Source organism: Pseudomonas fluorescens, assembly GCF_900215245.1.
Lineage (GTDB): Bacteria > Pseudomonadota > Gammaproteobacteria > Pseudomonadales > Pseudomonadaceae > Aquipseudomonas > Aquipseudomonas fluorescens.
The window spans coordinates 2,557,099-2,582,938 of sequence record NZ_LT907842.1 but is presented as its reverse complement, the minus strand read 5'-3'; the positions used below and the strand labels follow the sequence as shown (position 1 = coordinate 2,582,938).

Annotated in this window: 24 protein-coding genes, 2 tRNA genes and 1 pseudogene; 17 read left to right on the top strand and 10 right to left on the bottom strand. The window is 58.1% G+C overall.

Translation table 11 applies throughout. The features are described from left to right. Positions 1-134: 134 nt before the first annotated feature. The 5 genes from CPH89_RS11990 to CPH89_RS11970 all read left to right on the top strand — a co-directional run bounded on the left by CPH89_RS11990 (position 135) and on the right by CPH89_RS11970 (position 4,703). The gene (locus tag CPH89_RS11990; protein ID WP_053253878.1) at positions 135-2,351 is read left to right on the top strand and encodes an AsmA family protein; all 2,217 of its coding nucleotides are present in this window, start codon (positions 135-137) and stop codon (positions 2,349-2,351) included. Further along, the gene (gene mutY / locus CPH89_RS11985) at positions 2,348-3,415 is read left to right on the top strand and encodes an A/G-specific adenine glycosylase (RefSeq protein ID WP_053253877.1); all 1,068 of its coding nucleotides are present in this window, start codon (positions 2,348-2,350) and stop codon (positions 3,413-3,415) included. The genes CPH89_RS11990 and mutY overlap by 4 nt, the downstream gene beginning before the upstream one ends. Then, a complete protein-coding gene (locus CPH89_RS11980; RefSeq protein WP_053253876.1) occupies positions 3,412-3,684 on the top strand; it encodes an oxidative damage protection protein in 273 nt (90 codons plus the stop codon). The genes mutY and CPH89_RS11980 overlap by 4 nt, the downstream gene beginning before the upstream one ends. Before the next feature lie 103 nt (positions 3,685-3,787). Further along, positions 3,788-3,863 (top strand) — tRNA-Phe (locus CPH89_RS11975). Positions 3,864-4,028: 165 nt separating this feature from the next. After that, on the top strand, positions 4,029-4,703 hold the full coding sequence (locus tag CPH89_RS11970) for a hypothetical protein (RefSeq protein ID WP_053253875.1): 675 nt from the start codon (positions 4,029-4,031) through the stop codon (positions 4,701-4,703). A gap of 20 nt (positions 4,704-4,723) precedes the next feature. Here CPH89_RS11970 and CPH89_RS11965 read toward each other — a convergent pair whose 3' ends face one another. Continuing rightward, positions 4,724-6,331 (bottom strand): ArnT family glycosyltransferase, encoded by a 1,608-nt coding sequence (locus tag CPH89_RS11965; protein ID WP_053253874.1) that lies wholly within the window; start codon positions 6,329-6,331, stop codon positions 4,724-4,726. Positions 6,332-6,419: 88 nt separating this feature from the next. Then, entirely contained in the window at positions 6,420-7,385 is a 966-nt protein-coding gene (locus CPH89_RS11960) for an arsenic resistance protein (RefSeq protein WP_053253873.1), read from the bottom strand. A 163-nt stretch (positions 7,386-7,548) separates the two neighbouring features. On the opposite strand from CPH89_RS11960, the pseudogene CPH89_RS11955 reads away from it, so the two are divergent. After that, positions 7,549-8,525, top strand: a pseudogene (locus tag CPH89_RS11955) (alpha/beta hydrolase family protein). 4 nt (positions 8,526-8,529) lie between these two features. Further along, the gene (locus CPH89_RS11950) at positions 8,530-8,943 is read left to right on the top strand and encodes a hypothetical protein (RefSeq protein WP_053253871.1); all 414 of its coding nucleotides are present in this window, start codon (positions 8,530-8,532) and stop codon (positions 8,941-8,943) included. A gap of 77 nt (positions 8,944-9,020) precedes the next feature. Here the strand turns inward: CPH89_RS11950 and gabP are convergent, their stop codons facing one another. After that, entirely contained in the window at positions 9,021-10,412 is a 1,392-nt protein-coding gene (gabP, locus tag CPH89_RS11945; RefSeq protein WP_053253870.1) for a GABA permease, read from the bottom strand. A gap of 555 nt (positions 10,413-10,967) precedes the next feature. On the opposite strand from gabP, the gene CPH89_RS11940 reads away from it, so the two are divergent. The 5 genes from CPH89_RS11940 to CPH89_RS11920 all read left to right on the top strand — a co-directional run bounded on the left by CPH89_RS11940 (position 10,968) and on the right by CPH89_RS11920 (position 15,173). Further along, positions 10,968-11,741, top strand: coding sequence for an ABC transporter ATP-binding protein (locus tag CPH89_RS11940; RefSeq protein ID WP_053253869.1), 774 nt, complete (start codon positions 10,968-10,970; stop codon positions 11,739-11,741). A 13-nt stretch (positions 11,742-11,754) separates the two neighbouring features. Further along, positions 11,755-12,507: an ABC transporter substrate-binding protein gene (locus tag CPH89_RS11935; RefSeq protein WP_053253868.1), complete on the top strand. Its 753-nt coding sequence runs from the start codon at positions 11,755-11,757 to the stop codon at positions 12,505-12,507. A gap of 74 nt (positions 12,508-12,581) precedes the next feature. Further along, positions 12,582-13,277 carry an ABC transporter permease gene (locus CPH89_RS11930; RefSeq protein WP_053253867.1) on the top strand — a complete coding sequence of 232 codons (696 nt, stop codon included), beginning with the start codon at positions 12,582-12,584 and terminating at the stop codon, positions 13,275-13,277. 38 nt (positions 13,278-13,315) lie between these two features. Then, positions 13,316-14,005: an ABC transporter permease gene (locus CPH89_RS11925; protein ID WP_053253900.1), complete on the top strand. Its 690-nt coding sequence runs from the start codon at positions 13,316-13,318 to the stop codon at positions 14,003-14,005. Further along, a complete protein-coding gene (locus CPH89_RS11920; RefSeq protein ID WP_053253866.1) occupies positions 13,986-15,173 on the top strand; it encodes a methyltransferase in 1,188 nt (395 codons plus the stop codon). The genes CPH89_RS11925 and CPH89_RS11920 overlap by 20 nt, the downstream gene beginning before the upstream one ends. Before the next feature lie 240 nt (positions 15,174-15,413). Here CPH89_RS11920 and bcsQ (CPH89_RS11915) read toward each other — a convergent pair whose 3' ends face one another. Further along, a complete protein-coding gene (bcsQ, locus tag CPH89_RS11915) occupies positions 15,414-16,319 on the bottom strand; it encodes a cellulose biosynthesis protein BcsQ (RefSeq protein ID WP_053253865.1) in 906 nt (301 codons plus the stop codon). A 168-nt stretch (positions 16,320-16,487) separates the two neighbouring features. Next, on the bottom strand, positions 16,488-17,351 hold the full coding sequence (bcsQ, locus tag CPH89_RS11910) for a cellulose biosynthesis protein BcsQ (protein ID WP_232005443.1): 864 nt from the start codon (positions 17,349-17,351) through the stop codon (positions 16,488-16,490). 479 nt (positions 17,352-17,830) lie between these two features. Here bcsQ (CPH89_RS11910) and CPH89_RS11900 point away from each other — a divergent pair. Together CPH89_RS11900 and CPH89_RS11895 are read left to right on the top strand one after the other, a co-directional pair. After that, a tRNA-Thr gene (locus CPH89_RS11900) sits at positions 17,831-17,906 on the top strand. 609 nt (positions 17,907-18,515) lie between these two features. Beyond that, entirely contained in the window at positions 18,516-18,872 is a 357-nt protein-coding gene (locus CPH89_RS11895) for a hypothetical protein (protein ID WP_053253864.1), read from the top strand. Positions 18,873-18,892: 20 nt separating this feature from the next. On the opposite strand, the gene CPH89_RS11890 is transcribed toward CPH89_RS11895, so the two are convergent. Then, entirely contained in the window at positions 18,893-19,282 is a 390-nt protein-coding gene (locus CPH89_RS11890) for a hypothetical protein (RefSeq protein ID WP_053253863.1), read from the bottom strand. 272 nt (positions 19,283-19,554) lie between these two features. Here CPH89_RS11890 and CPH89_RS11885 point away from each other — a divergent pair, with 272 nt between their 5' ends. From CPH89_RS11885 to CPH89_RS11875, 3 genes are read left to right on the top strand one after another with little or no spacing between them, the layout of a single operon-like run. After that, positions 19,555-20,817 carry a TRM11 family methyltransferase gene (locus CPH89_RS11885; RefSeq protein ID WP_141125157.1) on the top strand — a complete coding sequence of 421 codons (1,263 nt, stop codon included), beginning with the start codon at positions 19,555-19,557 and terminating at the stop codon, positions 20,815-20,817. A gap of 10 nt (positions 20,818-20,827) precedes the next feature. Then, positions 20,828-21,955 (top strand): DUF262 domain-containing protein, encoded by a 1,128-nt coding sequence (locus tag CPH89_RS11880; RefSeq protein ID WP_053253861.1) that lies wholly within the window; start codon positions 20,828-20,830, stop codon positions 21,953-21,955. After that, complete coding sequence (locus CPH89_RS11875) at positions 21,952-22,629, top strand: MAE_28990/MAE_18760 family HEPN-like nuclease (protein ID WP_053253860.1); 678 nt, start codon at positions 21,952-21,954, stop codon at positions 22,627-22,629. The genes CPH89_RS11880 and CPH89_RS11875 overlap by 4 nt, the downstream gene beginning before the upstream one ends. 106 nt (positions 22,630-22,735) lie before the next feature. Here CPH89_RS11875 and CPH89_RS11870 read toward each other — a convergent pair whose 3' ends face one another. From CPH89_RS11870 to CPH89_RS11855, 4 genes are read right to left on the bottom strand one after another with little or no spacing between them, the layout of a single operon-like run. Next, positions 22,736-23,707, bottom strand: a complete 972-nt coding sequence (locus CPH89_RS11870; RefSeq protein WP_053253859.1) for a hypothetical protein — start codon at positions 23,705-23,707, stop codon at positions 22,736-22,738. Further along, a complete protein-coding gene (locus CPH89_RS11865) occupies positions 23,680-24,384 on the bottom strand; it encodes a hypothetical protein (RefSeq protein WP_053253858.1) in 705 nt (234 codons plus the stop codon). Before CPH89_RS11865 ends, CPH89_RS11870 begins: the two co-directional genes overlap by 28 nt. Next, complete coding sequence (locus CPH89_RS11860) at positions 24,381-24,926, bottom strand: baseplate complex protein (RefSeq protein WP_053253857.1); 546 nt, start codon at positions 24,924-24,926, stop codon at positions 24,381-24,383. Before CPH89_RS11860 ends, CPH89_RS11865 begins: the two co-directional genes overlap by 4 nt. Beyond that, on the bottom strand, positions 24,923-25,825 hold the full coding sequence (locus tag CPH89_RS11855; protein ID WP_232005442.1) for a hypothetical protein: 903 nt from the start codon (positions 25,823-25,825) through the stop codon (positions 24,923-24,925). Before CPH89_RS11855 ends, CPH89_RS11860 begins: the two co-directional genes overlap by 4 nt. Positions 25,826-25,840: the final 15 nt, after the last annotated feature.

Here is a 25,840-nt window from a genome sequence, read left to right as displayed (position 1 = left end):
CAATCTGGTCTGTTCGGCGACAAAATCCGATTTTGCCGACGCCAGATACAATGTAACGATGCGTGAACTGACGTAAGCCTTCGGGCGTTATACTCTGCGGCTAAATTTTGAAATCGACATACAAGGACTCGCCCATGAAAGCGTTCGGCAAAATCCTGGGTCTGGTACTTCTCGGGCTGTTGCTGATCATTGTGGCCCTGGGCTTTGCCCTGACCCACCTCTTCGATCCCAACGATTACAAAGACGAGATTCGCCAGATTGCCCGCGACAAGGCCCACATCGAGCTGACGCTCAATGGCGATATCGGCTGGAGCCTGTTCCCCTGGCTAGGCCTGGAATTGCACGAAGCCAGCGTGGCGACCCTGACCACCCCCACCCAACCGTTCGCCGACCTGCAAATGCTCGGCCTGTCGGTGCGCGTGCTGCCGCTGCTGCGCCGCGAAGTGCAGATGAGCGATGTGCGGGTCGAAGGCCTGAACCTGCGCCTCAACCGCGACAAGCAGGGCCATGGCAACTGGGAAGACATCGGCAAGAACGTGCCGGTCGCCAGCGCCGATGCGCCAGCGCCCGCCCCCGTGCAAACGCCGGCCGAACCGGAACCGGAAAAGCCGCCGAAGCCGATCCGCCTGGACATCGACAGCCTGACCATCAACAACGCCCGCGTTGAATACAACGATGAGCAGACCGGCAAGCAATACAGCGCCGAAAGCATCCAGTTGAGCGCCGGCGCCGTGCACGAAGGCGCGAGCATTCCACTCAAGCTCACCGCCTTCCTGGGCAGCAACCAGCCGCTGTTGCGCGTCAAGACCGAGCTCAACGGTAACCTGCGCATCCAGAACGCCCTCAAGCGCTACCAGTTCGAAGACATGAAGCTCAGCGGCGAAGTCACCGGCGAGCCGCTGCAAGGCAAGACCGCCACCTTCTCCACCCAGGGCCAATTGCTGGTGGACCTGGCGGCCAACATCGCCGAATGGACCAACTTGAAACTCTCCGCCAACCAGTTGCGCGCGCTGGGCGAACTGAAGGTCAACAACCTGGACAAAACCCCGCAACTCAGCGGTGCCTTGTCCATTGCCCAGTTTGACCTGGCCAAGTTCCTCGACAGCGTCGGCCACCCGCTGCCGGCCATGGCCGAGGGCAGCCTGAGCAAGGTTGAACTGGTCAGCCGTCTCAAGGGCTCGCCCACCAGCGTGGCCCTGGAAGACCTGAACCTGAAACTCGATGGCAGCACCTTCACCGGTCGCATCGCGGTCGATGACTTTGCCAAGCAATCCCTGCGCGTTCAGCTCAAGGGCGACACGTTCAACGCCGACAACTACTTGCCGGCCAAGTCCGAAGCCGCCAAAGGCGCGAGCGCCGCACGCCAGGCCGAAGTGCAGAACAGCGAAGCCGGCGCCATGGCCGCCGGTGGCACCACACCGTTGCCGGAGGCCCCAACCAAAGGCGCGTGGAGCACCGACAAGCTGCTGCCGTTGACCCGCCTGCGCACGCTGGACGTGAACGCCGACCTGGCCTTCGGCCAACTGACCCTGAGCAAACTGCCGATCCAGAATGCCGGGCTCAAAGCCTCCGGCATCGATGGCCAGCTCAAGCTCGACAGCCTGAGCGGCGGCCTCTACAACGGCAGCTTCCAGGCCAACGGCACACTCGATGTGCGCCAGGACATCCCGGTGTTGGCGCTGCAAACCCACATCAAGCAAGTACCGGTTGAGCGCATCCTGCAGGCTCAGGGGCAAAATCCGCCGGTGAAAGGCCAAATCACCCTTGATAGCAACCTCACCGGCCGTGGCAACAGCCAGAAGGCGCTGATCGACAGCCTCAATGGCACCGCCAGTTTTGTGATCAATAACGGCGCGCTGCTCAACGCCAACATTGAACAGCAACTGTGCACCGGCATCGCCCTGCTCAACCGCAAGACCTTGAGCAACACGCCACAAGGCAAGGACACGCCGTTCCAGGAACTGCGCGGCAACCTGACCTTCCGTAACGGCGTGGCCAGTAACCCTGACCTCAAAGTGCGCATCCCCGGCCTGACCGTCAACGGCAACGGTGACGTCGACCTGCGCGTGCTGGGCATGGATTACCGCGTCGGCATCATCGTCGAAGGCGACCAGCGCGACGTGCCGGACCCGGCCTGCCAGGTCGGCAGCAACTTCCAGGGCATCGAAGTGCCGCTGCGCTGCCGTGGCCCGCTGGAGCTGGGCGCCAAGGCGTGCCGCCTGGACAAGGACGGCTTGACGCAAGTCGCCATCAAGGCGGCCGGCAACAAGCTCAGCGATAAACTTGAAGAGAAGCTCGACAAGGTCAACCCACAGTTGAAAGACGCTCTGAAGGGCCTGTTCAAACGATGAGAAACGAGCAGTTTTCACAGGCGGTGCTGGATTGGTACGACCGCCACGGTCGCCATGACCTGCCCTGGCAACAGGGCATCACGCCTTACCGGGTGTGGGTCTCGGAGATCATGCTGCAACAGACTCAGGTCAGCACTGTGCTCAACTATTTCGACCGTTTCATGGCCTCGCTGCCGACGGTCGAAGCGCTGGCTGCCGCGCCGGAAGACGAAGTGCTGCACCTGTGGACCGGCCTGGGTTACTACACCCGCGCACGCAACCTGCAGAAGACCGCGAGGATTATCGTCGCCGAGTACGCGGGTGAGTTCCCAAGGGATGTCGAGAAGCTCACCGAATTGCCCGGCATCGGCCTGTCCACTGCCGGCGCCATCGCCAGCCTGAGCATGGGCCTGCGTGCGCCGATCCTCGACGGCAACGTCAAGCGCGTGCTGGCGCGCTTTACCGCGCAGGAGGGCTACCCAGGCGAGCCCAAGGTCGCCAAGCAGCTCTGGGCGACCGCTGAGCGCTTCACGCCACACGATCGTGTCAACGCCTACACCCAGGCGATGATGGACATGGGCGCCACGCTCTGCACCCGCAGCAAGCCCAGCTGCCTGTTGTGCCCACTGGAAAAAAGCTGCGAAGCCCATATGCTCGGCCTGGAGACGCGCTACCCGATCCCCAAGCCGCGCAAAACCATCCCGCAGAAGCGCACGCTGATGCCGATGCTGGCCAATGCCGACGGTGCGATTCTGCTTTATCGCCGCCCGTCCACGGGCCTATGGGGCGGTTTGTGGAGCTTGCCGGAACTGGATGACCTCGACGACCTGGAACACCTGGCCAACCAGCACTCAGTGGCGCTGGGCGACCCGCAGGCACTGCCGGGGCTGATCCACACGTTCAGCCACTTCCGGCTGGCGATTGAGCCCTGGCTGGTGCCGGTCGAGGAATCCGCCCATCACGTGGCCGAGGCCGACTGGCTCTGGTATAACCTCGCCACCCCGCCGCGCCTGGGCCTTGCCGCCCCGGTTAAAAAACTGCTGAAGCGCGCGGCTGAAGTATTGAACGCAGGAGTTCCGTCATGACCCGCACCATCATGTGCCGCAAGTACAAAGAAGAATTGCCAGGCCTCGAACGCCCGCCGTACCCGGGTGCCAAAGGTCAGGACATTTTCGACCATGTCTCCGCCAAAGCCTGGGGCGACTGGCTGAAACACCAGACCCTGCTGATCAACGAAAAACGCCTGAACATGATGAACGGTGAAGATCGCAAATACCTGGCTGGCGAAATGGATAAGTTCTTTTCCGGCGAGGATTACGCCAAGGCCGACGGTTACGTGCCGCCTGCTCAATAATTGATCAAAACCCGGGGTCGGCACGTAAGCGACGGTAATAATTAAATATTTTTTGAAAACTTGCTTGACGACCCCCTGAAAAACCAGTTTAATGCGCCCCGTTGCCCAGATAGCTCAGTCGGTAGAGCAGGGGATTGAAAATCCCCGTGTCGGCGGTTCGATTCCGTCTCTGGGCACCACTAATACCGAAAAACCCCAAGCGAAGATGATTCCTTGGGGTTTTTTATTGCCTGCGATTTGGTGGTTGCCGGGCGACGCTCATCCCTGTCCCCGCCCGGGGTTATTTATCGCAAGGCTGATTCGTTTAGCTGTTACTGAATTTTCTGTTGCAAGGTAGTTATTTGATGACCCGTTACTTGTTCTGCGCGCTGTTGCTGCTGACGGCGCTGCTCAGTGGATGCGCCACGCAAATGGACGTCTCGATCGACGCGACACCGGATCCGGACTATCACTTTGATCGACAGGCCACGGTACTGGTGACGACGTCCGTGGGCGGCAGTGCGCAAAGCACGCTGAATGCCCGCTACTACCTGCGGGACATGGTCAATGCCATGAAGGACCAGGGCTTTCGGGAAGTGTTTACCGACACGACCCTCCCCAAGCACCATGCACCGATCAAAATGACCGTCACCCTTGATGTCGACAGCCGGCAGGTCACTTACCGCTACACCGCCACCGACTACGGCCAGGTGCCCACCAGCACGACCACCCAGTGCAAGAAAAACAAGAAAAAAGACGACCAGTTGACCTGCACCAGCAAGCCAAACACCACCTATGGCCCGGTGGGCACTTCCGAGCGAACCGGCTACACCACGCTCACCACCTTCACCGCCACTGCGCGGGATGAAGTCAGCAGGCGCGCGGTGTACCTGCTCCGGGCGATGTCCTACAACGAAGACTGCCAGGCCGCCAAGATTGAAACCTTTCTGGTGGAGCAAGGCCTGCAGAACCTGAATTTCCAGGACCGCGTGCACCGCAACTACACGGTTACGATGCCCGAGGGCTACCAGTGCAAATAGCCCTCCCTGGATCGCCGGCCTTACTTAAGTAAAAACACCATCAGCGGGTTGTCGTTCAAGCGCCCTTCGAAGTCTGGCGCCTGCTGCTGCATCGGTGTGCCCTTGAGCAGCGCGGCCTCTTTGCGCGGCACGATCACCCAGGATGGCCGCGGCAAGGTGAGCAGCTTCTCAGGCTCGTTCCCTGCCACGAACAGCGGCTGCTCATCGTGCGTAAGGTTCATCATGTAGCGTATCGCCCAGGTGTCGCGGCCGAGGTCGACAAATACCAGCGGCCCTGGCTGCGACGCACGCAGCGTCTCCACTTGGCTGACGAAATTATGCGTGTCGAACTGCAGGTCCTTGGACGGCTCTATCACCACCACCAGCAGTAACCACTGCGCCACCAGTGCAATCAGGCTGAGCCACACCAGGCGCACTGCCCGACGCCAGGCAATCAACGCCGCCCCTTGCAGAATCACCCACGCGCCGATCAACAGCGGCAACGAAACATCAGGCCAGTAGCCGTGTTTTTGCCAACTGGACCGACACACCAACAGAACAACCACGCACAACGCCGGTAGCGCCGCGACAAGCACTTCGTAGCAGCGGCGCACGCCGACCAGCCAGCTTTGCGCCTGGAGCAGCCCATAGGCGGCGACAGCGGCAAACATCGGCACCATCGGCAGAATGTAGTAAGCGCGTTTGAAGTGCGGCACCGACAGCCCGAGCAAAATCATCAAGCCACACGCCCCCAGCCGCACCACCAACTGCACGTCGTCATTGACCCATCGCTCAGACCAGCGATTGCGCAGCGCAATCAAGGTCGCCAGCGCCAGCGGCACCACCGGGAAGTACCGGTACAAACTCAGCTTGAAGTAGAAGTAGAACGGCTCGCCACTCTCATCGAGCCGCCCGCTGACCTGCATCCTGAACACGTCATCGGCAAACGCATCGCCACCGCTGAACCGCGCCAGTTTCATCAACACCCACCAGCAGGCCACGAGCAGCGCCAAGCCCACAACGCCGTGGATCAGCACCTGCTTGACCCGCTCCCCCGGCCGGCCCAGCGCCCAGTACACGCACACCACACCGCAGACCTCGATCAGCCCCAATGGCCCGCGAATCGCAAACGCCAACACAAACAACGGGAATACGGCCAGCTGCCTGACGCGCGACCCCAGGCGCTCGCCACTGTGCAGCAGGTAGAAACTGCCCACGCATAACAGCGCGACCATCAGGTCCAGGCACACCGAACGTGACTTATCGAGCAGTTGGGTGGTGAGTAACGTGAGCAACACCGTCAGCAACGCCCAGGGCCGGCTGGACGGCGCCAGCAGGCGATAGATCAGGGCGATCACGCCCGCCGAAGCAAGTGCTGTCGGCAGGACATTCGCGAGATGGTTCGGCGCACCGAACAGGCGAGCAAATACGAAACTGAAGAAGGTCGCGGTGCCCGGGTAGTCGGGATACGGCTGCCCGTAGGTGGTGGGGAAAAGGCTCGCGCCGTGGCGAAACATCTCCTGCATGAACAACGCCCAGCGCCCGTCAAATCCTTGGGGTTGTTCGTCCCAGACACCCAACGTAAACAGTAATAAAGCGATCAGAAAAATGCCCAGGGACTCCAGGCGAAAACGACTGCGGTGATCCATTGAATGTCCTTTCAGGTAGGGTGCGCCCTCTCCATGGTGCCGACTCTGCCCCTGAATAGCGGCTGAACAAACCCGACTATTTATGGATCTAGCGACCGGCGCGCCCGACCAGCGCGGGAATCAGCCGGATGTAGAGCAGCTCGCCCATCAGCTCAATCAGGGTTTGCAGAATCACCGCCGTCGCGGCCAGCCCGCGCACGTCTTCGGGCAAGGCCAGCGCCAGCGGCAATACCACCAGGGAGTTGCGGGTCGACGCACTGAACGTGACCGCCCGCGCAGTGACGGCCGGCAAGGCGAACAGCCGTGCAGCCAACGCGCCCATCAATGGCGCCAGTAACAGGAAGCCGACGTAGACCGGAATCACCGGCAACAACGACGCGATATCGCGCACCACCGAGGTGATCTGCGAGCCGATGACCACAAACAGCACCAGCGCCATCGCCGGCACCGGCAACCAGGCCCAGGCACTGTTCCACAGGTTGATGACCCTTGAGCGCCGCGCCAGAGAAGTCGTCAGCACCGCCAGGACCATCGGCAGCACGATCAACCACAGGAACGCCTCGACAAACGGCCCGGCCGCTACCACCACGGCGGACTGCGCGCCCAGCATGAAACTCAGGTACACCGGCAACAACGCTAACTGCAGCAACAACAGCACGGGCGTCGCCGCCAACATCCCCCGCGAGTCGCCTTTGCCGATATGGGTAAACACCACCACGTAGTCGATACATGGCGTCAGCAACACCAGTAAGGCGCCCACCAGCAAGGCCGGGCGCTCCACCAGACCACGGGTCAACGCCCACACCAGCAACGGCACCAGGATGAAATTGGCCAACAGCAAAGCCGAGATGAAACGCTTGTTACCCAGGCCCTGGCGCAGATCCAGAAATGGAATTTGCAGGAACATGGCGTACATCAGCACGGCGATGGCGGGCGTGACCAGCACGCCAAGGCCCTGGGCCCACGAAGGCGCAAGCACACCGAATGCCGCCGCCAGCAAGACGGCGGCAAAGTACACAGGGATCTGGTTGTGCTCAAGGGTGTCGCGGGTCATGGGCTGACTCTGGCTGCTCAATAGACCGCCAGCCTAAGCACCGCGGGCGCTCAGGTCGAGCCTCGAAAATTTCCTGCGCGCATGGCGGGCTAAATTTGTTAGTTTCGGATGCTTATAAAAGCGCGCGGCTCCCAGGCCCAAAGCGTAAGGATCGAGCCGACCCATGAACCTGCCCACCCGACCTGCCCCAGAAGCCTTCCGCGAGCCGGCTGCCGATGGCTACCCTGTCAGCGGCTTCACCTGGCGCCATATCAGAACCGACCCGACACGCCCGGTCGTCATCATCAACGCCGCCACCTCGGTACGTTGCCGCCACTATTCACGCTTCGCCGACTACCTGTTCGCCAACGGCTTCGACGTCATCACTTACGACTACCGTGGCATCGGCGAATCCCGCCAGGGCTCGTTGCGCGGGTTCAAGGCGTCGTGGTCGGATTGGGGCGTGCTGGATTTCGAAGCGATGTTGCAGCGCGCACAACGGGAGTTTGCCGGGCAGCCGATTGATGTGGTCGGCCACAGTTTTGGTGGCTGCGCGGCGGGGTTGGGCGCCTCTGGCGCGGTGATTCGGCGAATCGTGACGGTCGGCGCGCAGTTTGCGTATTGGCGCGATTACGCAGCGAACGGACGTTGGCGCATGGTCGGCAAATGGCATGTGCTGATGCCGTTGGTGACGGCGCTGTGCGGGTATTTCCCCGGTAAACGCCTGGGCTGGCTGGAAGATACGCCGGCCGGTGTGGTGCGCGACTGGGGCACGCCCACGCCCAGGTACGAGACGCGACCCAGCGGGCGCACCTTGGGTGAGTTGCCCTTCAGCCGCGTGAACGCGCAACTGCTGGCCATCAGCATCACCGATGACCCCTTTGGCACGGTAGCGGCCATCGAGCGGTTGCTGAGCTATTTCGATAGCAGCGAGCGCACTCATCTGCGGATTGCTCCGCAAGACATTGGCGAAACCGCCGTCGGGCATTTCGCCTTCTTCCGCAGCGACTATCAGGACCGGCTGTGGCCAATTGCGCTGAAGTGGCTGCAACACGGCGCGCTGGCGCAAGGCACACCCGGCCAGCGCGTCTAGAAACCCTTGGGATTTGCCCCAACCTGCGCTTCAATACGCCACCCAGATCCAGAACCCAAGGACGTTGAGCCCATGGCCTCGCCGAACAAGCAGCAAAAACGTGCCCACCGGGCCAAGGCCAAGGCCAAGCAAAACCGTACCCAGCGCGCCGTTGCGACCAAGCCGGATGCGTTCGCAGGCGACGACAGCCGCATTGACCTTGAGTCCGTGGATTTAACCGAGTTGTTTGTCGAAATGCGCACCGCAGGCGAGACCAGCCAGCAGGCACTGTGTGCGGTGTTCCTGGCGCACCCGTTGCTGGCGGTGGTGCTGGAGCAGGAAGGTGAGGAAGAAGCGACCGACTTTATCCTGGCGGCGCTGATCGAGTATCGGCAATGGGCGACGGATACCGAGGATGAAGCCGCGGCGCTGGCGTGGGTCGAGTCGCCGCAATTCCAGGCCGATTATGTTGCCGCGTCCCAAGCGCTGATTGGCGCACAAGACTGATCCAAAACAAAAGGTGGGAGCGGGCAAGCCCGCTCCCACAGGGTGGATGGCGTGATGCAGAAGCAGCACGCGTCACATCAATTGAGCACTGCAGCACCGGCCCTTTGCGCCTTGCGACGGCTCGACACATACAACCCCGCCAACACCACCAGCAAGCTCAGGATCCCGGTCGCAATGATCTCGACCCGGTGCGCTTCCTGGAACAGCATGATTGTCAGCGTACCCACGATGAACACCATCACCGCGTAGGTCAGGCCAGGGAACAGCCACATCTTGAAGACAATCTTCTCGCCCGCTGCCGTGCGCTTCTGGCGCATGCGCAGTTGCGACACCGCAATGACCAGGTACACCAGCAACGCAATGGCGCCGGAACTGGCCAGCAGGAATTCGAACACTGCCGCCGGGGCCACGTAGTTGGCGAATACCGCCAGGAACGCCGCGCCAGTCGACAACATCACCGCCCAGTAAGGCGTGCCGCTCTTGTTGGTGCGCTTGGCCACAGCCGGTGCGTCACCGCGACGGCCCAGGGAGAACAACATGCGCGAAGCGGTGTACAGCGCCGAGTTGAGGCAACTGGTCACGGCAACCAACACCACCAGGTCGACGATCAACTTGGCGTTCGGAATGCCCATGCGTTCCAGCACGGTCTGGTAGGAACCTACGGCCGCCAGGGTCGGGTCGTTCCATGGCACCAGGGACACAACGATGAAGATCGACAGCAGGTAGAACAAACCAATCCGCCAGATCACCGAGTTGGTGGCCTTGGTGATTTGCTGGCCCGGGTTCTTCGATTCCGCTGCGGCGATGGTGACGATCTCGGTGCCCATGAAGGAGAACATGGTGGTCAGGATTGCTGCCAACACCGCGCCCATGCCGTTGGGCATGAAGCCCTGCGTATCAAACAGGTGGGAAACGCCGCTGACCTGGCTGGTCGGCAGGAAGCCGAAAATGGCAGCCAGACCAAGAATCACAAAGCCCACGATTGCCACGACTTTGATCAGTGCAAACCAGAACTCGAACTCACCATAGTTTTTCACGCTGAACAGGTTGGTCGCTGTCAGCAGCAAGGTGATGATCAAGGTAAACGCCCAGATCGCCACATTCGGGAACCAGGCATGAAGGATGGTCGCCGCCGCGTTGGCTTCCAACGGAATCACCAACACCCAGAACCACCAGTACAACCAGCCGATGGTGAAACCGGCCCAGTGACCGATCGCGCGGTCAGCGTAGGTGGAGAATGAACCGGTGTCCGGCGAAGCCACCGCCATTTCGGCGAGCATGCGCATCACCAACACCACCAGCGTACCGGCAGCCGCATAAGCCAGCAGCACTGCAGGGCCGGCGGCAGCAATCGCGTGGCCGGAGCCGACAAACAAACCGGCACCAATAACGCCGGCAATCGACAGCATGGTGACGTGACGCGGTTTGAGCCCCTGTTCGAGGTCATTGGAGCTTTGCGTACTACTCATTGACACACCTTTGCGAGGAATTGCGAAAACGGTCCGCCCGACCTGCGATCCTTCTCGTGAAAAGAAACCAACGGGGCGTTCTTTATTTTTTACGCAAGATTTGCGCCAAAATGTTACAAGGTCGCGATTGACGCGGGCTGTAGGACAATTGATCAGTCATCGCAAGTCATTGAGAACAATGGCATTCCGCTATAGCGTTACCGTGCGACCCACTTTCAAGACACCTGCGCGCACCAAAAACACACACGAAAAGTACGTGACGCTCCAATACAGGGCCGATATGGACCGTTTGCCCGGTTAACCCTTCCAACACCCGGCCAAAGCTGGCACCATCGCGCCCTTTTTTACGCGAAGCCTGTGGATTTATCGGGTTCAAACGTCTGTTAGGTTGTTGATGGCGCGACACACTGCTGTGCCGATGCGACACCCTGCCGCACACCACCCGTTAACCGTCCGTAGCGCTGTTGGCTGCCATCTGAACGCTATGCTAGCTTGGCGCCTCGCCAGGAAGGCAGCCCAACAGCAAGAACGCACTGAACACAATGAGGACCGCACATGGCCCAGGCCGCGCCCGCGCTTGAAATCCGCAACTTGCACAAACGCTATGGTGAGCTGGAGGTACTTAAAGGTATCTCGCTGACCGCTCGCGACGGCGACGTGATCTCGATCCTGGGTTCCTCCGGTTCCGGCAAGTCCACATTCCTGCGCTGCATCAACCTGCTGGAAAACCCGCACCAGGGTCAGATCCTGGTCGCCGGTGAGGAGCTCAAGCTCAAGGCTGCAAAGAACGGCGAGCTGATGGCCGCCGACGGCAAACAGATCAACCGCCTGCGCAGCGAAATCGGTTTTGTGTTTCAAAACTTTAACCTGTGGCCGCACATGAGCATCCTCGACAACATCATCGAGGCGCCCCGCCGTGTGCTCGGCCAGAGCAAGGCCGAAGCGATAGAAGTGGCCGAAGCCCTGCTGGCCAAGGTCGGCATCAGCGATAAACGCCACGCCTACCCGGCGCAACTGTCCGGCGGCCAGCAACAACGCGCGGCGATTGCGCGCACCCTGGCGATGCAGCCCAAGGTCATCCTGTTCGACGAGCCGACATCGGCGCTTGACCCGGAAATGGTCCAGGAAGTACTTAATGTGATCCGCGCGCTGGCCGAAGAGGGCCGCACCATGCTGCTGGTCACCCATGAAATGGGCTTCGCCCGGCAGGTTTCCAGTGAAGTGGTGTTCCTGCACCAGGGCCTGGTCGAAGAGCAAGGATCGCCACAGCAGGTGTTTGAAAACCCGCTTTCGGCGCGCTGCAAACAATTCATGTCCAGCAACCGCTAACGGAGCAACATGCATGCAGAACTATAAAAAATTCCTTCTGGCCGCGGCCGTTTCGATGGCGTTCAGCGCCACGGCCATGGCAGAAACCTTGAAAATGGGGATCGAGGCGGCCTACCCGCCCTTCAACAATAAAGACGCCAGCGGCAACGTTGTCGGCTTCGACAAAGACATCGGCGACGCCCTGTGCGCCAAGATGAAAGTCGAGAAATGCGAAGTGTATGTGTCCGACTGGGACGGCATCATCCCGGCCCTGAACGCCAAGAAGTTCGACTTCCTGGTGTCCTCGCTGTCGATCACCGATGAGCGCAAGCAGGCTGTCGACTTTACCGACCCGTACTACTCCAACAAGCTGCAATTCATCGCGCCTAAAGCCACTGCGGACTTCAAGCCCGACGCGGCTTACCTGAAGGGCAAGGTCATCGGCGCCCAGCGCGCGACGTTGGCCGGTACTTACCTGGAAGACAAGCTGCCGGACACCGAGGCCAAGCTCTACGACACCCAGGAAAACGCCTACCTCGACCTGACGTCCGGCCGCCTCGACGGCATCCTCGCCGACAAGTACGTGCAGTACGAATGGCTCAAGAGCAAAGACGGTTCGGCCTATGAATTCAAAGGCGACCCGGTTGTAGAAAGCGACAAGATCGGTATCGCCGTACGTAAAGGCGACCCACTGCGCGAGCGCCTGAACAAAGCCCTGGCAGAGATCAAGGCAGACGGCACCTACAAGAAAATCAACGACAAGTACTTCCCGTTCAGCATCGAATGATCTGAACGGCCTGACCGACGCGCTCGCTTGAGCGCGCCGGCTTTTAGCAATGCCTGCCGCGATATGAAAACACCATGAATTTCGATCTCTACGGATTCGGCCCGGCCCTCGCCGCCGGCGCGCTGATGACCGTCAAACTGGCGCTCACGGCCTTGTGCCTGGGGCTGGTGCTGGGCCTTGCCGGCGCCTTGGCCAAGACATCCCCCTACAAGCCGTTGCAATGGCTGGGCGGTGCTTACTCGACTATCGTTCGTGGCATTCCCGAGCTGCTGTGGGTGCTGCTGATTTACTTCGGCACCGTCAACCTGATGCGTGCCCTCGGCGAGTTCTTCGGTAACCCCGACCTTTCGCTCAGTGCCTTCGCCGCCGGGGTTATCGCCCTGGGGCTGTGCTTTGGCGCCTACGCCACCGAAGTGTTTCGTGGCGCGATCCTCGCCATTCCCAAAGGCCACCGCGAAGCCGGTGTGGCGTTGGGCTTGTCGAAGTTTCGGATTTTCACCCGGTTGATCATGCCGCAGATGTGGCGTATCGCCCTGCCGGGGCTGGGCAACCTGTTTATGATTTTGATGAAAGACACCGCGCTGGTGTCGGTGATCGGCCTCGAAGAAATCATGCGCCATGCGCAGATCGGCGTGACCGTGACCAAGCAGCCGTTCACCTTCTTTATGGTCGCGGCGTTCATGTACCTGGGCCTGACCGTGCTGGCCATGACCGGCATGCACTTCCTGGAAAAACGTGCCGCCCGCGGCTTTGCAAGGAGCACCCAATGAGCGGTGACTACAGCTGGCTGTCGCACTTCGACCTGGGCCTGAACTGGGCGGTGATCATCAAGTGGCTGCCCAAACTGGCCCAGGGTGCGACCCTGACCCTGGAGCTGGTGGCCATTGCCGTCATCGCCGGCCTGCTGCTGGCGATCCCGCTCGGTATCGCGCGCTCCTCGCGCCGCTGGTACGTGAGCGCCCTGCCCTACGCGTATATTTTCTTCTTCCGTGGCACGCCGCTGCTGGTGCAGCTGTTCCTGGTTTACTACGGCCTGGCGCAGTTCGATGCCGTGCGTGAGAGCTTCATGTGGCCCTACCTGCGCGATCCGTTCTGGTGCGCCACCGCCACCATGACCCTGCACACCGCCGCCTACATCGCCGAGATTCTGCGCGGCGCGATCCAGGCCATTCCGCCGGGTGAAATCGAAGCGGCGCGGGCCTTGGGCATGTCCAGGCCGAAGACGCTGTTCTACATCATCCTGCCGCGCGCCTCGCGCATCGGCCTGCCGGCGTACAGCAATGAAGTGATCCTGATGCTCAAGGCCAGTGCCCTGGCCAGTACCGTGACCTTGCTGGAGCTGACCGGCATGGCGCGGACCATCATTGCGCGCACCTACCTGCCGGTGGAGATCTTCTTCGCCGCCGGGCTGTTTTATCTGCTGATGGCCTACATCCTGGTGCGCGGCTTCAAACTGCTCGAACGCTGGCTGCGCGTCGATGCTTGCCAGGGACGTTGAAGCACGCTTCGAAGCGCTGGATGCGTTTCTAATCGAGCAGCAAGGGCTGTGGCGACCACGGCCCTTTACGCACCTGCAACTGCCCTGGGAAACCCAACATCCCGAGTTGGCCCAGTGGCTGCGCCAGCGCTCGTTGGCCGATGCCGAACGCTGTCACAACCACCCCTACGACCTGCCGGCACCCGCACCCTTTGCACCGTTGGCCGCGCAGGCGTTGCAGCTCAGTGCTGTGGACCGGTTACCGGCACACGCGCTTGCACCCGCGCGCCATCGGCTGAACGTCGACGTACCGGGCCGCAAGTGGCAGCAAATCGAAGCCTTCGGTACTGCGCTTAATTTCGCCGAAACACCCACCCACTGGCTGGACTGGTGCGCTGGCAAAGGCCACCTCGGCCGCCGCCTGCTGCAACCCGGCCAACAGCTGACCTGCTTCGAATACGACCCGGCCCTGATCGCCTCGGGCCAGGCCTTGAGCGACCATCACGGCCTGCCCGCGGCCCATCGCCTGCAAGACGTGATGGCGGACGTGTCGATCCGCGCCGACCACACGCCCGTCGCCCTGCATGCCTGCGGCGACCTGCACGTGCGCCTGTTGCAACTGGCCAGTGCAGCAGGCTGCAAGCAACTGGCGCTGGCGCCGTGCTGTTACAACCGCATCAGCGCTGACCATTATCAAGCGTTATCGAGGGTTGGGCGTGCGTCGCGGCTGCAGCTGTCGGTTGATGATCTGGGGCTGCCGCTGAGCGAAACCGTCACCGCCGGCAACCGTGTACGCCAGCAACGCGACACCTCCATGGCCCGGCGCCTGGGCTTTGATCTGTTGCAGAGGCAGTTACGCGGGCGTGACGAATACCTGCCCACGCCCTCCCTGCCCGCCCACTGGCTGGACAAACCGTTTGCCGACTATTGCCGGGAGCTGGCGAGCCTCAAGGGGTTTTCCACAGGTGAACAGGCTTGGGCGGCGCTTGAGGCGCACGGCTGGCGCCGCTTGGCGCACGTGCGAAACCTGGAGTTGGTACGAGCGCTGTTTCGGCGCCCTTTGGAAATGTGGCTGGTGCTGGACCGGGCACTTTTTCTGGCGGACCAAGGCTACAACGTCGAGATAGGCAGATTCTGCGAACCCACTCTGACACCGCGCAATTTGATGGTGCTGGCTGAGCGCGATTAGGAGGCAATTTTCCTACACGTGCCCTGTGGATAACTCTGTTGATACATTCTTGCCAGAGGCTGTAGCTATCAGCGCTACAGAGCAAAAGCCACCCTGGTCATTTTTTGTTCACAAAATAAAACGCACACAAAACAGGCAGTTGCAGCGTATTGAGAACGGTGCCACAAAATCGCGGTTTCCTGGCTACAACAACCAACCGATTGTGCATAAGCATTTGGCGCCACGCGAATAAACCGTGCTTTAGGCGGTTTTTTTCGGGGCCTTCAACAACCGGCAAAGCTCATTCAGATCGTCAGTGAACAACCTTTTTGCCACGGTATCCAACGGGTCAGTTGCAAAGGCCAAGGCTTCATTGATGGCCACGTCGCGATGAATCTCCAGCGGCGCTTTGCCCAACCGGTGCTTGAAGGCTTCAAGCATGTCCAGGCTGAATGCACTGCTCTCGTCCACCTGGTTGACCACCACATGCACAACGGGCGGGCGCTCACCCGCAAGGTGCGGCGCGAGTAGGACATCGAAATGGTCGAGCGTACCGAGGCAGGCGGCGTCGGCCTGCGCAATCACCAACACCACATCGGCAACGTTCAACGCCTGATGGAAGTAGACGTTATTGCCGGCCGGCGTATCGATAATCACCGTTTGCCGCTCGCTCAGGCCCAGCGAGGCGAGCCGCTGCGCCAGCCATCCGGGCTCGTGCTTGAGCCAACGCTCGAGGGTTTCCTGCTGCTCCATGTCGACATCGCCAAAGGTAATCACCTGGCAACCGGCGAAGCCAACCTGCTGCAACGGGCTCCATTTGCCATGTTCCAGGCTGGTGCGGCCGATGCCGGGCAATGTGGCACTGACGCCGAAGTGGTGATGCAAGGCGTTTTGCGGGTCCAGATCCAGCGCCACCACCGACTCGCCGTGGCGCTGTAAACCACTGCTCAAGGCCGTGGCCAGGGTGCTACGGCCAACCCCGCCATTCATCGACACCAACGCCACCACTTTGGGGCGCAGCGCTGCGATATCAGTCAAGTGGGCTTGGGCAGGGTTGGGTTCATTTGCAGGCACGCTGCCAAAAAAGTGCAGGCGCGCATTAATGCCTTGGGCATCATGGGTAACGTTCTTGCCGAACAACATCAGCAGTTCTTCGCTAAGGCTCATAACCAGCTCCTCACGACGCAGCTGCAAGACGTGAAGGTCGGCAAGCAGGCACTTACCGCAGGTCTTATTATTGGCGTCTTAGTGAGGCATTCTGTGACAGGCGTACAAGAGTGTCATTATTTTGATGTTTTTACTGACCAACTTCTAGACGAGCGGTAAATAGTCAAATTAATGGCTTGGATGCATGCGCCCTTTTAAGGCACGGCATAACGCATTTATATCCTGGCAACCGACAGTGTTCAGCAACGGGTCGAGCGGGTCGCGCCCGTAGGCGTGGGCCTCGCTGAAAGCGCGATCGCGGCGCACCGCGCCCAGCACCGCATCGCCCAGGCGCAGCCTGAACACGCCGGCCATGTCCTGGCTGAACGCGTGGCCAACGTCCACTTGGTTGATCACGTAAAACCGTTGGAGTGGCGATTCGCCTGCGAGGTACGGCGCGAGCACGTCGTCCATGTTCGCCAAGCGGTGGAACGAAGCGGCGTCCGGCTGGACCACCACCAGCACCGCATCCGCCACCGACAGCGCTTGGCTGAGGTACACCGTATTACCCGCAGGGACATCAATCACCACCGTGTCCTGCCCATTCAGCCCGAGCCCGGCCAAACGCTTGCGCAGAAACCCCAGGTCCTGCCCCAGCCAGCGCTTCAGGCTTTGTTGCTGCACCGGGTCAGCCTCGCCAAAAGCGACCATACGGCACCCGGCAAACCCCCGCTTGGGCAAAGCCGCCCAGGTCTGGTTGAGCAGGCTGACAGCCCCAAGGCCCGGCAAATCAAACCCTGGGCACAAGTGATAACGCAGGGCGTTTTGCGGGTCCAGGTCCAACGCCAACGCCGGATGCCCCTGACGCTGCAAACCACTGGCAAGCGCCGCCGCCAACGTGCTGCGCCCCACACCGCCCGTGGCAGAAACCACCACCACAACCTTCGGCGCCGAAGCATCCGAACACACCTCGCCATGCCGCTCTTCAGCCACCTCGGGCGGATACACAGCCCGCGCAGCGCCCTGGTTCAATTGTTCAAACAACCGCTGCAAAGACTCAGCCAGCGCAGTGCCTGGTATTGGACTGTGATCTGCACGCCCCACTGACTGACCCCTGCGTTAAACCGCTGATTCATTGTGGGGCGCATTGTGTGATAGCAAACTGATGCTGTCAGTACTGGGTGTTTGTAACGAAACGCTTTCAGATGAGCGGCACACCGCGAACCACTGGCAACCCTTCATCGCCGCCAGCCTGCTTTCCTGGAGCCTGACCGCCCAACGCCAATAGCGCCACCCGCATGGGCTGCTTCGCAGTGAAGGCGCGTATGACGTATCTGGACTCAAAGGCCCCAGTGCAAGTGCAGAAGCCGAAGAAATTCACCGACGATTGCGGCGACGAAAATTGAGCTGATTTGCACGCCCTGAAGCGACGAAAAAGCGGTGATCGCAAAAAAACCTTCACTTCTGCAAAAATAGTCAGAATTCAGGGGTTTACAGAAGCATATCAATCGCTATAATCGTCGCCCTAACACGCCGGTATAGCTCAGTTGGTAGAGCAACTGACTTGTAATCAGTAGGTCCCGGGTTCGACTCCTGGTGCCGGCACCATACAAAACAAGGGCTTGCAGCGATGCAGGCCCTTTGTTTTTTCCTCATACGTAACAACGCACGTAACAAGCGCTTCTGGAGGGGTATTTCAGGGTGCTGGTACGAGCTTGAACGGGTGAGATGAGGCAGTCCTGGTTGGCCAATACCCCGCCAAGTTGAACGCCGCCGAAGTGTGTCCACGCATCAAGCGTCACCCCCTACGACACACGGGATTTTTTTCCGGTGCACCCATCAAAAGTGCGTAAGAAGTGTAAGTGAGATTTTTTATCTATCTCTATCCCTTATATTTCAATGGCTTAGAACCATTTCTAAACCGTAAGTAGACTGTCAGATCAGTGTCGGCGCCGAACAGTTCGTGACTGTAAGTGAGGGCGACCGCAACCTGTTGTTTTTAAAGGTTTTTTTTAATGACCTTTCCTAACTTACACTTTTTGACGACGTGACTGTAAGTGACGCCCCCCAATGAATCCGGGGCTTTTCAGGCGTTTCTCGACCCGCTTACGCCACTTACGTGTCAGGAGGGGGTGTACCTGGAAAAAGTTTTCAGCAGCCGTTCAGGCACGCCCCACCAGACTGCTCTCGCCTCGTGACTTTAATCCGGAGAACACCATGACAAAGCCCAGCTCCGTCGCTCCCATTCCAAAAATTGAAGTCATCAAGAAAGGCGCCCTGTGGGAGGTCCATTGGGACTACCAGGAAGGACCGGCCAGCCTGATTCTGTTCAACCGTGCTGACTACCTGCGAGGCTATATAGATGGTGCGCTGGACATCCTCGGGATTGATCCCGATTGCGTGTGCTGCGCCAGCGGCGTGACCGGCACGGTAAAAAGACTGACTCAACATCAGGCCGACACACTTTATGGCTCATTGAACCAGTTGCTGGTGCCTTTGGTAGAAGCGGAATTCGCCCGACTGGAACGCCTCGGCGCCCTTCCTCATGTACGCGGCGCCGCTGCAAAAGTTTGAAACCCCTCTCCCCCATGTAATCAGCCTGCCAGGCCCAGGCGGCGGGCAACTCCCTGCATATCCTGAGACACGCCCTGTACCTGCAATAACGTGCACTTTCGACCGGTTGCGATTCTGAAAACCGCCTGGTTCAAATGTTTTAAAATTTTCGACCCAATGAAACCGGGGCCTCCAGCCCTGACCCGTTCGTAGTTGTCTGCTGCACCGCTGTGCAACCGCACTGCACTTCTCTTCAAAATTTTGCAATCTGTGAAACTGCCGATCGCCCGCAGAGCGCCCCGGCCCGCCTGGGCTGCCGCTTCGTTTGCACTACATCCGGGTTTGCACAAAAAAAGGACGCAAACCCCGTCGGCGGGAGGGGGATAAGTGGTTTTCATTTGAATTTTTTTTTGCATGAGAGGTTTTTGCATCACAGAACCGGCTATTCCAGAACCACAGTCAATTTACCCCACCACACCCACGTTCCATGTCGGCGAACAGGGTTATCCCCCTTACCCATGATCATCACAGCGCGTCGCCTACCTAGGCGTACCTGGCTATGCTGGACTGGTGCTTTACAAGGTATAGTGCGTTAGGTAAACCACGTGCCCTTCGAGGTGCCAGATTCCAGAGTGCAGAATGTCTACACTGCTGCTGGTAAAGGTCGTTGAAGCTATTGCGACAATGTATTCAAAGAATCGAGATGAACTTGCTAGTAATTAATCCAAAAAGAGTGAACGAGGAAATAGAGGATAAGCCTTATTGGTATAACTATTATGCTGGCTACTCTCACTCTTTTGCAAAAAGCATTATCGACTCTAGTAAGCTTACAGAGTCATCAGTAATTTTAGATCCCTGGAATGGTGCTGGCACGACTACACTAATGTCTTCCCTCAGCGGCTATCGCTCCGTCGGAATTGATTTAAATCCAGTCATGAAAGTGATAGCGAAAGCGAAACAGGCGACAGTAGAAGAGGCGGTCCATATAAGTTTAAAACTTCAGAAACTTTCAAGTGTTCGCTTGAGAAAAATAGAAGATAACGATCCTCTCGAATTTTGGTTCCACAAATCTGGTGTGCTTGCCATTCGCAAAGTTGAACATTGGATTTTGGGGGGCGCACGCCATAGCGCAATGCTCGATAAAGTCGAATCTTTATCAATTGAACAGTGCGTCCTCTACACTGCACTTTTCAATAGCGTACGGGAGTACCTGAAGGCTTTTATCCCCTCCAACCCGACCTGGATAAAAAGACCTAAATTAGAGGTCGACAAAATTGATGTGGATTGGAAATTATTTAAAAAACGGTATTCGTTCTTGGTCATAGAAATGCTAAAAGGGTTGAGCTCAGAGACTCATACATGGCCGTCTGACCGTGCTTCCTTAATGACCGCGTCCTCTGCCAACTTGCCTTTGCCTGACGAATGTATAGACTTGGTTCTCAGCTCACCTCCTTACTGCACGAGAATCGATTATGGAATTGCGACTCTTCCTGAGTTAGCAATAATGTCAGATCTGAGCACAAGCTCGATTGAAGAGGTTAGGCGCTCTCTGATGGGAACTACTACAGTTTCTAAAGGCATAATTGAATGGGAACCATCGAAACTTGGCGGCATGTGCACTAAGTTTTTGACTGACGTTAGAGAGCATTCGTCAAAATCATCAGCAACCTATTATTATAAAAACATACTAAAATACTTTCTGGATCTCAGCCTTTCGCTTGCAGAGATATCGAGAGTAATGAAACCAGAAGCAAATTTTGTTTGTGTGGTACAGGATTCCTTTTATAAAGATGTGCACTGCAACTTACCGTCTATACTTACGGAAATCGCTTTAATATCCGGAATGAAGCTCAATCAAAGACATGACTTTGAGAGCAAGCAAAATATGGTCAACCTAAATGCTAAAAGTCGAAGGTATAGAAAAAAAAGTATAGCTCATGAAAGCGTTTTGATATTTCACAAGTAAGGAGAAATACATGAATCAGGACGAACTAATACGCGCTTTAGAGTCCAAGGTTGAAAAGGTTCACACACAAAGCCTTGACCTTTCCTTCAATGAACTTCTAGACATGTTTAAAGATGGTGAGCTGGATATCAACCCAGACTATCAGCGGCTCTTCCGTTGGAGTCAGGGGGCGCAGTCCAGGTTTATCGAATCTTTACTTTTAGAAATGCCCGTACCACCAATATATGTTGTCGAAGACGAAAACGGCAAATATCAATTGATTGATGGGCTGCAAAGATTCTCATCCTACTTACATTTGCGTGGGGAGCTAGACGCCCCTCATCTAAATGATCCAATTAAGAAAGGGGAGTATCTAAAACTACAAGAGTGCGACATAGTCGAAGATCTGAACGACCTGGTATTCGACGATTTCCCCACGGCTTTGAAGATTAGATTGAAGCGTGCTTTTGTACGTGTCGAGGTAGTTCGAAAAGGAAGCGACAATAAGTTTCGCTACCACATGTTTAAAAGACTGAATACGGGCGGCGAGGCGTTAACGAGTCAGCAATTACGCAACTGCACAATCCGCATGTTAGATTCTAAGTTTATAGACTTCGTAATTCAACTTAGCAAAAATGAAGACTTTGAAATTTGCACTGCAAAAATTTCAGAGCAGCAAAAGCTTGGAGCGTTTGATCAAGAATTAGTGATCCGCTTTCTCGCCCTTAAAAACTACAAACATAAGTTTGTTCATGATGTATCAGACTTCTTAACAGAATACACAGAAAAAGTCACCGACCCTGAGAACACAGAAATAATTTTCAATTACCCTGAGGAAGAGCAGATATTTCAGAATACTTTTTCGATTTTAAGAAAATGCCTTGAAGACAAAAGTTTTGGCAGATCGGGAAAACAGGGTATTCAATCGAATTTTTCCGTATATCACTTCGAGGCGATATGTGTAGGGTTGCAGCCTTACTTGGAAAAAATCGACGCCTCAAACAATAGCCACATTGATTTAATTAGAGCAAAGCTTATAGAAATCAAATCTGACGCCGGCTTTATTAGCCACACTACTGGTGGAGGTAAGAACTCACCAGGCCCGCTGAATAGCCGTATTCGGGTTGTGGTAGATAAACTCGCAGAGGTTGATATATGAGCTTAGCTATTTTTCAAGAGCAAATAGAACTTGAGCGCGAGTGGCGCGAAGCTGAAATCAGGTTTCTAAACAACTTGCAAGAAGGCCTAGCAGAGAAGGATCGTCCTAAAATACGCCGATCAATAGTATGTCTTTTATATGCACACATTGAAGGCTTTGTTAGATTTGCGTTCTCTTTGTACGTAGACCAAGTTAACCGCAAAGGCTTAACCTGCCGGGATGTAAGTCCGGCTATTGCGGCGGCGGCGTTTGCAAAAGAGTTGAAGGCCCTCAAAGATATCAACAGCAAAAGCCCTTTCTTCACAAAGGCGTTACCTGATGACAAACACCTACATGGATTCGCCCGTGACGTAGACTTCATAACACATATAGGTAACTTTTATGACCATCCGGTGGTAATCGCTGAAGGTTATGTAAATACAGAAAACAACGTAGGAAGGGAGGTTCTTGAAAAAATGCTATTTCAAGTAGGCCTGGAATATTCCGACTTGAAGGACGCCTATTCTCCACTTAACAGATTACTAAATGTACGTAATGACATCGCTCATGGCAAAAGGAAGCAAGGGATCGACGATGAGGATTACAATATATTTCTAAATTGTTGCCGTAGTGTAATGAATACGATCTCCCGCAGACTTACCAATTCATTCGGAGCGGAAAAGTATCTTAAATAAGTACAAAGTCGAAATTTACACGTTCCCGATGAGCCGTCACACCCGCAGTGCTTTCGCCTCGTCGCTCCCAGTGACTTGGGATAGAAAATATTCGCGTAATGGCCGGCTAAAGCGTGATGAGCTGTAGCTTTTGCTCGAGTACAGCAACGGTAGCTGCATTAGTCGTGAATGCTCCTGCGTTGCCTGGCACCGGTGTAGGCCCATGAGTGTGACTCGCCAACTGAGTGTTCATCTGTTGCACCAGGTCGAGCAGATCACATAACACCTGCAATACATTAACCGCTTCCGATCCCAACCAGGTTTTGGGGGCCACCAACCGCTGGCTGACCGCTGCCACGCTTTCGCGAAGCCCCTGAATCCTTTCCTCCATGTCGCCACCCACCGTGGCGTTGTGCTTCTGCCCAACCACCAGGTTCAGATCCCGCCCTGTCGCCTGGTGCAAGTCATCCACCGCCGCCAGGCTCGCAGATCCGCCCGACAGCAGCTTGAGCGCGCCCAGGGCTTCAAGCGTCTTGATGCCACCTACCGATTCGCTTGAATGGTCGTCCACGGTCCTGGTGTGGCTCTGGTACCGCTCCGTGTTGCCCATCGCCTCCACTTCCCGCTCGATCGCTTTGTCGAGGATCTTGCCGTCAGTCTGGCGCAGCCAGTTGCCGTCCGCGTCGACACGCTGCTGACAGGCTTCGCTGTGCTGCCACACCTGGTCACCCTTCGGGACGCTGGGCATGCTCAGGCCGTGAGGCAGAATGGTTTGGATATAGGGCTTGTGCGGCAGACCGTACGCGAAGCACACCACAACCTGGGTGCCTTCCTCGGGGAACGCATAGATGCCCATTTCCTCGCCACCGGTGGGCAGTGGCAACGGCACGCCGGCCAGGATCGGCAGCTTGGTGTCTGGCTCGCCATCCGGCCCCATGACCTCGATGTCGACCGCATAGCGTGGGCGGAAGTCGTCACAGATGCCGGCACCTGCCGGGGCGTCGGCCACGGCGACAACCCGGGCAAAGCGTGGCAGGTGGTAACCGCCGGTAAGTTCAGGGAATTGTCGTTCTACGCTGCGGCGGATTGCGTCGTCCATCGGATGGCCATCTGGTTGTCGATGAGCGCCACACTGGTGATGCGCTCGCCGTGGTTGATTGTTGCACCTGGTCGCAACCCGGGAAGGGCCGCAATCATCGCGCTTTGGTTGCCCTGGTAGTCGTCGAACAGTTCCACTGGCAGCTGCAGCGGCGAGCGAACGCCAAAAAAACTGTCTGCCCAACTGCCGACGAATACTTCCCCGTCACCCTGCTGCTGCCAGATGAAGTCGGGAATGTTGAATACCCGGGCCAGGCTATCCATCGCTTGGTAACCAGCAGCCAGGCTGTAGAAAAACGGCGCCTTGACGCTCGCATAAGGCTGTTCTGGGACACGGAAGCGCAAACCGGTGTGTTGGCCGATCTCGACCAGGACCGCGCGCAGGTCGACGTGTCGCAGATTCAGCGGCAATGGGTTGGCCAGGATTGCGGCCAGCTCTCGGCAGAACAGCACCTGCTGGCCACTGCTGGCCGTGGTGGAGCGTTCCACGTAGCCAATGAAGTGTCGCTGCAGCGTGCTGTCGTTGTATCCGATATCGAGCGTCACAAGCCCTTTGACCGGCGCACGGGCCTGAATGGTGAACGTCGCCCGGCCGGGGCTTTTCGCATCCAGCCGAACTTCGTTTTTGACCAGGACATACGGTTTGCCGTTGATTGCCAATTCCTTGTGCAGCTTCATTCCTTGGCACTCCCACCCAGCCAGGTGTCAACTTTTTTCAAAGTTGCTTCAAATCCGGTCAGTTCCTCGGCCCCATCAGGTGAATCGCCACCGGCGCCGCCAACCGCCCCGCCAGGGCCAGACTGTGCGGTAACCGCGTTGCCCGATCGCCGTCCCTCGACCTTTTCGGGGTTGGACAGTTTTTCTGCCAAGGTGAACTGAATCAGCCAAGCGCGCAGGTTGTCGTCTTCCCGGGCGCTCACGCCCTCGGTGAACGTCACCTGGCGCATGCCGAAAGCGGCGGCGGTGTCGTTGACAATTCGGTATGTCTTGAGCTGGCCACCGCCGGCGGTCGCTTCCACCAGACGCATCAGGTCGCGCAGTTGCACCTGGTCAACGAACGGAATCATCAGACTGACCGTCAATGTCTTGGGTTTGAAGCCCTTATGCCCCTTGTCGGTGTTGCTGGTCTGGCCTGACAGGTCGTCGCTCTCGATCCGCAAATTGCCGGTGACCTTGAGGTTTTTCCCGCGTACCTGTTGCCCGTCAAGTAGCAGAGTCATAGGCCCACCAGTTCGCGGACGAAGCTCAAACCCTTCTCAGATCCCACCAGGAGCGCGCCCGCGCACAGCACCCATTCATGCCCCGGGGCATCGCCCGTCAACAGCGCCTCGCGTAGCTGGGTGGCGCTGCCAGGGCCGATCATGCGCGCACACATGCTGCTGTCCGGGTTGCCATCGGCCAATAGCGCTTTCAGGTCGGCCAGTTGCTGATCCCGGCCCTTTTGCTGGGCGGCTTTGCGGCTGGCCAGCCCGGCAAGGTCAGCCATGGGCGAACTGTCGGCGGCGTAACCCTCCAGAACGGCAAGCTGGCCGGCCATGGATTGCTGCGCGGCCTTCACTACGGTGCAGCGCTCCAAGGGCAACGCCTGCCAACGAGGCAAGGTGCCTGCGGCGGGGATCTCCCACTTTTCCGTCTCCAGCTTCGACAGGTGACGTGCACGTCGTTCAGTTCGCACCAGGTCAGGCAACGGCAACAAGGCGTTGAAGCGTGCCAGGCTCGCAGCCAACTGATCAAAGCGCGTCGACAGGAACATTATGCACAGGGCGAACTGGGGTCCGTCCGGCCGGCCGGTGTCGCTCACGTCCACCAGTTTGCCGGCCAGCTGCTGCAGCAGGTTCGGCGCGGAAAGAAAACGCTGGTAGCCACTGCCCTGACCAATCCCGCTTTGAAAAGGCGTCACGACCAAGCAGGTCGGAACGTCGCCCATTTGATCAGCAAGTGCAGCACGGCCGGCCGCTATTGCGCCCTGCGCGGCGTCACCCACCGGCCCTGGGCTGGTTGAGGTTTTCCCGCTCAGGTCAGCCAGGCGCTTAGCTGTGCTGGTCAGCTCGCCGCCGGCAAGTTCTTGGGCCGCTGAAAGCTGACCCATCCACTGCGTAGCCTCCGCAGGCCAACGCATGGTTACCGGCGCCCA